This is a genomic window from Williamsoniiplasma lucivorax ATCC 49196, assembly GCF_000518285.1.
Lineage (GTDB): Bacteria > Bacillota_I > Bacilli_A > Mycoplasmatales > Mycoplasmataceae > Williamsoniiplasma > Williamsoniiplasma lucivorax.
In genome coordinates this window covers 48,316-55,577 of the sequence record NZ_JADH01000010.1, presented here as the reverse complement: position 1 = coordinate 55,577, position 7,262 = coordinate 48,316, and the positions used below count along the sequence as shown (strand labels likewise).

Here is a 7,262-nt window from a genome sequence, read left to right as displayed (position 1 = left end):
ATCTGCACTGGCTCACTTTTATATAATGTTTGAAGGGAGGGTCGTAATTGAATAATGAGTAAAAATGAATTTACACAAAAATCCGTAAAGACCCTCTATAAAATGTCGAATTTGTTTTTTGCGTTTGTTTTTACACATTAAATTAGTAACATACTTTTTATTTTCTTAAATTTTATAATTCATCAATATTTGTGTATGGTAATTTGTGAGCATCCGCCACTGCTGAAAATACAAGTTTTCCATCAATGGTTTGCAACCCTAATTTAAATCCTGGATCCTTTTTAATTAATTCTTTTAAATTACCATTGGCAATTTTAACAGCATAGTCAATTGTTGCATTTGTTAATGCATTTGTACTAGTTTTAGGAACTGCTCCCGGCATGTTTGCTACTGAGTAATGAATTACATCATGAACTTTAAAAATTGGGTTGTCATGTGTTGTTGCATGGTCAATAGTTTCAACACTACCACCTTGATCAATTGCCACATCAATAATAATACTGTTTTTTTTCATTTGTTTAACCATTTTTTCAGTAACCAATTTTGGCGCAAGAGCACCTGGTATTAAAACTGTTGAAACAACTAAGTCACTGTTAATTACAGCTTTTTCAATATTCGCTTCATTTGATTTTAATAAATTTACTTTATTTCCGAATAAATCAAATAAGTCTCTAATTTTGTTTTCATCATATTCAATAACTGTTACATTACAATCTAAATTGGCTGCCATATTTGCTGCTGCTTTACCAGCAACTCCACCACCAATGATAGTAACATTTGCTTTTTCTGTCCCTGGTGTTCCATTCATTAATAGACCAGTTCCGTTATTTGTTTTAAACATATATCACATTCCATTGATTATGGCAAGACGGCCAGCAACCTCACTCATTGGTCGTAATAATGGAATTGATCCATCTTTACCCCTAATTGTTTCATATGCAATTGCTATAACTTTTGATTTTAATAATTCTTCTGTTAATTTTTTATTTGAAGCTAAATGAAAGTATGTAAAGATAATTTGATTTGGATAAAAGTATTTATATTCAGATTCTAAAGGTTCTTTCACTTTTATAATCATTTCACTTTTTCAAACATCACTTGCATTAGGTAAAACTTTTGCTCCTGCTTTAATATATTCTGCGTCTTCATAACCACTACCTAATCCGCAATTAGATTCTACATAAACTTCATGTTTAAATTTAACTAATTCTCTTACTCCCGAAGGGGTAATCGCCACACGATTTTCTTGGCTTTTAATTTCTTTTGGTATTCCGATTTTCATTTTATTTACTCCTGACTTTGTATTTTCTTTAATATAGAAAATAAGTACATTTAATAGTTATTTTTGTTCTCTGTATCCTTTTTATAGCAATTTTAACGCGACATGACCACTAATGATTTTTATGTTAGAAGTGTTGTTCTTAAGTTAATATATGCTTCTTATTGTTCGTTTTTTTAATATGTTTGAACTTTTGCTTTTTTATTTTTTTTAATATTTAAGTAGTATTCAACAAGCATTGTAATAGATACGTAGAAAATTACAGCAGTCCCAATCCATTTAAGGACTTTACTAAACACCTCATAATTATCTTTACCTATAGCCGCTTGTAGTCCCACAAAAATAAGTGAGAATGCAAGAGCTGCCCCAAACACCGATGAAATTTGAATCATATTTGATGTTAGTTGCATATATTGTTTTTTTCTAATAAAGTTGATTGCAGCAGGAACCATACTTAATGCAGCTGCAGATGTAATAATTACAAAAATGTATTTCATATCCATTCCTAATAATGATAATCCTGCAATTGCTGGTGCAGATGATCCAACCCCAAATGATTGAACCCCTCCTAAAAATAAGAATAATATAACCCCAACAATAATTCTTCAAATATTATTTTCATCTATTAATGATGTTGGATCCCCAAGAGCCGAAATTTTAATTGCCCCTACATTATTTATAATCATAAAAATACCAACAACAAATAGCACTACACCCATAACGATTTTGACAATTTTTGGGTCCTTAATTTTAGTAACAAGCAGTGAACCAAAATATGTACCAATCAAAACTGCTACTAGTAAAATCCCTAGTGTAGCAAGATCAATTTTAACTGCCCCAACAAATAATGCGGCTTCAATTGTTGCACTTACTGCAAAAGCAACATTTAAAGTTCCTGGCAATTTTGTGTCATCTTTAATATTTTTTGTCCCTTTAAGTGTGGCTGTTGAAAGTGCAAATGAACTCACCCCAATTGTATCCCCAAATCCAGCAACAAACCCTGCGATAGCAGCATTTCTTTTGTTTATACCTTCATCATTATATTTATATTTTAGGGATATGATGAAATAGACAATACTGTATGCAATTGCTGCAATTAAAAGCAGAATCATTATTAAAAATGCAATAATCCCTTGTGTGGTGCCAAAAACATCTTCACCTTTTAGTGTAACTGTGTAATTAAGCACTAAAGCTATTGTTGTTGCAACTAATGAAGATACCAAAAATAGTAATCATTTTTTTAGGTTTTTTCTATAATCATTTTTTGTAACAAGTTGATCTGCTGGCGTTACAGGTTTTTCTTTTTTTTGTAAATTTTTTAAAGATTTCATTTTATATCTTTTTCCTTTCTAAATTTTTTTATTGTTTAAAATTTTAATCAGAAAAAGCAATCACTTCTATTTCAATTAGACCATTTTTTGGTAAATTTGAAACCTCAACAGTGCTGCGAGCTGGTTTGTGTTCTTGAAAATAATTTCCGTAAAGATTATTAACAATTTCAAAATCTTTGATATTTTTTAAAAAGATTGTTGTTTTTACAATATCATTCTTTTTATAACCAGCTTCAGTTAAAATTGCATCAATATTTTTTAAAATATTTTCTGTTTGCTTTTCAATTTCATTGGGCATTTGCATACTTTCATGATCAAGTCCAATTTGACCAGAAATATATATAAAACCGTTTTTTAAAATAACTGCATGTGAATATGGCCCAACAGCGTTGGGAGCTTTATTTGCATTAAATAATTTCATTTTTTCTCCTTTAATTAACAATTTCAAATCCGTGAGTAGTTAAATTTTTTTCTAAATTTTCTAATTCAACAGGTTGGTTGATATCTAAAACAACCTTGATTATTTCACGGTTTATTCTTAATGAATTTTCTAGTTGTGATTCTGATATTTTAAAAATTTGAATTCCATTTTTATAGATTATATTTGTAATTTCTGATAAAGAATCTTTACTTATTGGTGCTTCAATTTTTAAAACTGTTCTTCTTTTTGTTTGGAATAAAACACGGTTTGTAATATTTAAAAATGATGTGACATCAATATTTCCACCTGTCAAAACACAAACTATTTTTTTGTTTTGTACGTTTAATTTATTAAATAAGACTGCTGCAGCAGTTGTTGCTCCTGCACCTTCTGCTACAATTTTACAATTTTCAAATAAGAACAAAATAGTTTCTGCAATTTCTTCTTCTGAAACCAAAATAACATCATCACAATATTTGTTTAAAATTTCAAATGTTATATCTCCTGTTTGTTTTACAGCGATACCATCAGCAATTGATGGTTTAGCACTAACTAAGAATGGTTTACCTGTTTTTCTTGATTCAAAATATGATGGAACATTCTCGCTTTCAACCCCAATTAATTTACATTTTGGATTTACTTGTTTAATATAAGCTGAAATACCAGCCATTATTCCACCACCACCAATTGGAACTAACACATAGTCGGCATCTTTTACATCTTCTAAAATTTCAATTCCAATCGATCCTTGTCCTTTAACAATATCTATATCATTAAAGGCATGAACTAAAACTAAATCTTTTTCTTTAGCAATTTCTTGCGCTTTTTTTTGAGCATCGTCAAAAAACACACCATCTAATACTAAATCAACACCATATTTTTTTGTGGCATTAATTTTAGCAATCGGTGCAGTTTTTGGCATAACTATTGTTGTTGGGATATTTAACATTTTTCCAGCATAACCAACTCCTTGCGAGTGGTTTCCCATACTTGCTGCAATTATTCCTCTTTTTTTCTCTTCTTCAGTTAAAGATAAAATTTTTGATAAAGCTCCTCTAATTTTAAAAGATCCTGCTTTTTGCAAATTTTCTAACTTTACAAAAACATCATTATTTGACAATTCACTTAATTTAATTGCATAAATAAGTGGTGTTCTATTAATATATGGTTTGATTATTTCATATCTATCTAGAAAGTCCTTCGATGTTACGACATTTTTCATTTTATACCTTTCATGAATCGTTTTAAAAATAAAATTATAATTGTTTTTCAAGTATATAAGAGATTAGAGTATGTTAAGGTCACCGCCTTGAAAAAGGAGGTGTCCTTAAGTTAACATATTCTAAGTTTATTAATAAAACAACTTCATTATTGAATTTATTTACTTTTAATAGAGATTTTTCTAATAATTTGTTTTTTTTCGGAAAAATCTCTAACTATATTATATAAGAAAAACCAGCGATAAAAATGATGTAATTTAAGAAAAGTACGGAAAAATCGATATTTTTTTTATTTTTTTACAAAAAAAAGAGATTTTTCAACAAATTTTGATAATTTGTGCTCTTTAGGTTTCTTAATTTGTAATGTAAGTTGGAAGAACAACTTGTTTTAATTCTTCTGATCCTTTTTTATTGATCACAACTGGTTTGACATTATTAATAAAATTTAATTCAATCATTTCATCATCAAAACTTCTAATTGCTTCAATTAAAAATTTTGTATTAAAATTGATGTTTAATTCTTCAAATTTTTCACAAGTAAAATTATTAAATTCTTCTTCAAAAGTCCCAACTTCAGTAATTAATGATTTAAAAAGAATTTTGTTTTGTTGGATTTGCATATTAATAACTGGTGATAAATTATCATCTGTTGGAATGTCAGCTCGGTTAAGTGTTTTAAGAATTGTTTTTGAATTAACTGTGATTGTTGTTGTAAATTCTTGTGGGAAAACTCCTTCTACATTTGGAAATTGCCCATCAATTAAATTACTTTGGAAAATTGTGTTATCTAAAATAAAAGTAACTTGTGCTTCATTGATTAATATTTTAAATTTTTTAGTATGTTCAATAATTTTAGAAAGATCAACAATTGAAACATGAGGAATTGTTAAGTTAATATTTTCAATTCTATTTGTTTCAAGAGGGATTTTCTTTTGACTAATACGAAACATGTCTGTTGTTGAGATTAAAAGGTGGTTGTCTTTTGTTTTAAAATTCATCCCTGTTAAGGTGATTTTTTTATTTCATTCATTAATTGAAATAATTGTTTGACTAATTGCTTTCTTAATTTCTTTTGAATCAAGATCAAGTTCAATTCCTTTTTCCCTAAACCCAATTAAAGGATAATCATCAGCATCTAAAATCCCTAAATTAAACTCTGTTTTTGTTGTTTTGATTTTGATTTCGTTGTTTTCAACAACTGAAATAGTTATTAAATCATCATCTAATCTTTTTAAAATTTCTAGGATGTGCTTAGCTTTAATTAAAATTCTTCCTGTTTGTTTGACTTCTAAATCAGCATTTTCATTGTTTAAAATCGTTTTTAAAGACAAAATTCCATTTGTTGAAATTAAAACAAGTTTGTTTTCAGTCAATTCAATTAAGACGCCTGTCAAAATTGGGTTTATTGTTTTATAATCAATAATTTTTGTTGCTTTAGATAATTCTTCAAAAAAGCTGTTTCTATTTATAATGAATTCCATATTTTCTCCTTAGTTTTGTGTTGGGTGGTTTTGTTTCTTTTATTTATTTTCTTATTATTATGCTGTTAGTTTGTGGATAACAACTTTAAAACTTTATTTTATGTGAAAAATACAACAAAGTTATTAATATTTCACTTAAAAGTTATCAACATTTATTTAGAAATAACAAGATTTTTTAAACCTTCAATTTGATTTTTAAAATTTTTATCAGTCAAAATTGTTTTTTCTACTTTTTGAATCCCGCTCATGACTGTTGTGTGGTCTCTTCCACCAAATTCAGAACCAATTGCAGTTAAACTATGACCTAAAATTTCTCTTGTTAAATACATTGCAATATGTCGAGCATTAACAATCACGCTCGTTCTAACCTTACCATCAAGAGTTTTAAAAGGAATTCCATATTTTTCAGCGACAATTTCTTTAATTTTCTTAACATTCAAGATACCTAAATTAGTAATTGGCATATCTTTAAAAATCTCATTTAATAAATCAAGATCTAAAACAGCATTTTCATTTGTCATAATTCAAAAATTAATTTTGCGAATGCAACCTTTAATTTTTCTAACATCATTAGCATAGAATTTAGCAATATGACTTCTCACTTCTTCAGGGATTTTTTGGGTAATTCCTTGTAATTTAAACTCATTATCAACGATATATAAAGCTGTATGGAAATCTAAAGGTTTAATTGGTGTTGTTAATCCTAAATTAAAACGAGTAATTAATCGAACGTCAAAACCATTTAAATTATCTGGTAATTTATCACTTGAAAAAACAAGTTGTTTTTTATTTTCAAGGAAATTGTTAAAAATAGTAAATAAAATTTCATTTGTTTTTTCTTTTTTTGCTAAAAACTGAATATCGTCAATTAGTAAAAAATCATAAGAAATAAAGTCTTTTTTTAATGTTTCGATTGAATCTAACCCTTTTTGTAAAGCATCAACAACTTGTGAAGCAAACTCTTCACTACTAATATATTTAACTTTTAAATCTGGTTTTTTATTTTCAATTTCATAAACAATAGCTTTTAGTAAGTGAGTTTTTCCTAACCCAGAATCTCCATAAATAAATAATGGTGATCATTCCCCTGGTTTTTCAACAATACTATGGGCAGCTTTAAAAGCTAAAACATTACTTGGACCATGAATAAAGTGTTCAAAACTAAACTCAAAATCATTTGATTTTTTTTCTTCAATCTCTTTAATTATTTTTTCCTTCTTTTTGAATTTATCAATTGTTGTAATATCGATTTGGGGCAATTGATTAGTGATTTTTTTAATAATTTCCCCAATGTTTTGCAGATATTTTTCAACAAGTCTGGCACCTAAAGAACTTTTAACAACTAAAGTATAATCATTTTTTTTATTTTCAATAAAACTAGCTTTTGAAATGTATGAATTATAGACTTCCTGATTAATTTTAGAATCTTGCGAAAGCTTTTCCTTAATTTTTTCTCAAATATCAATATCAATCATAATTTCCTTTCAAGTTGTTTATTAATAGATTATATTTATTTTTTTTTAAAACAAA

6 protein-coding genes are annotated in these 7,262 nt (G+C 27.4%); all 6 read right to left on the bottom strand.

From position 1 onward, the window contains the following. Positions 1-172 precede the first annotated feature (172 nt). Positions 173-1,282: an alanine dehydrogenase gene (gene ald / locus P695_RS0103170; protein ID WP_028126819.1), complete on the bottom strand. Its 1,110-nt coding sequence runs from the start codon at positions 1,280-1,282 to the stop codon at positions 173-175. Positions 1,283-1,455: 173 nt separating this feature from the next. Beyond that, positions 1,456-2,610, bottom strand: a complete 1,155-nt coding sequence (locus P695_RS05515) for a sulfite exporter TauE/SafE family protein (RefSeq protein WP_051437371.1) — start codon at positions 2,608-2,610, stop codon at positions 1,456-1,458. Between the two features lie 43 nt (positions 2,611-2,653). After that, positions 2,654-3,031 carry a Rid family detoxifying hydrolase gene (locus P695_RS0103160; protein ID WP_028126818.1) on the bottom strand — a complete coding sequence of 126 codons (378 nt, stop codon included), beginning with the start codon at positions 3,029-3,031 and terminating at the stop codon, positions 2,654-2,656. Positions 3,032-3,041: 10 nt separating this feature from the next. Continuing rightward, on the bottom strand, positions 3,042-4,253 hold the full coding sequence (gene ilvA, locus P695_RS0103155; protein ID WP_028126817.1) for a threonine ammonia-lyase: 1,212 nt from the start codon (positions 4,251-4,253) through the stop codon (positions 3,042-3,044). Positions 4,254-4,604: 351 nt separating this feature from the next. Then, a complete protein-coding gene (dnaN, locus tag P695_RS0103150; RefSeq protein WP_028126816.1) occupies positions 4,605-5,732 on the bottom strand; it encodes a DNA polymerase III subunit beta in 1,128 nt (375 codons plus the stop codon). A gap of 152 nt (positions 5,733-5,884) precedes the next feature. Beyond that, on the bottom strand, positions 5,885-7,207 hold the full coding sequence (gene dnaA / locus P695_RS0103145) for a chromosomal replication initiator protein DnaA (RefSeq protein WP_028126815.1): 1,323 nt from the start codon (positions 7,205-7,207) through the stop codon (positions 5,885-5,887). Positions 7,208-7,262: the final 55 nt, after the last annotated feature.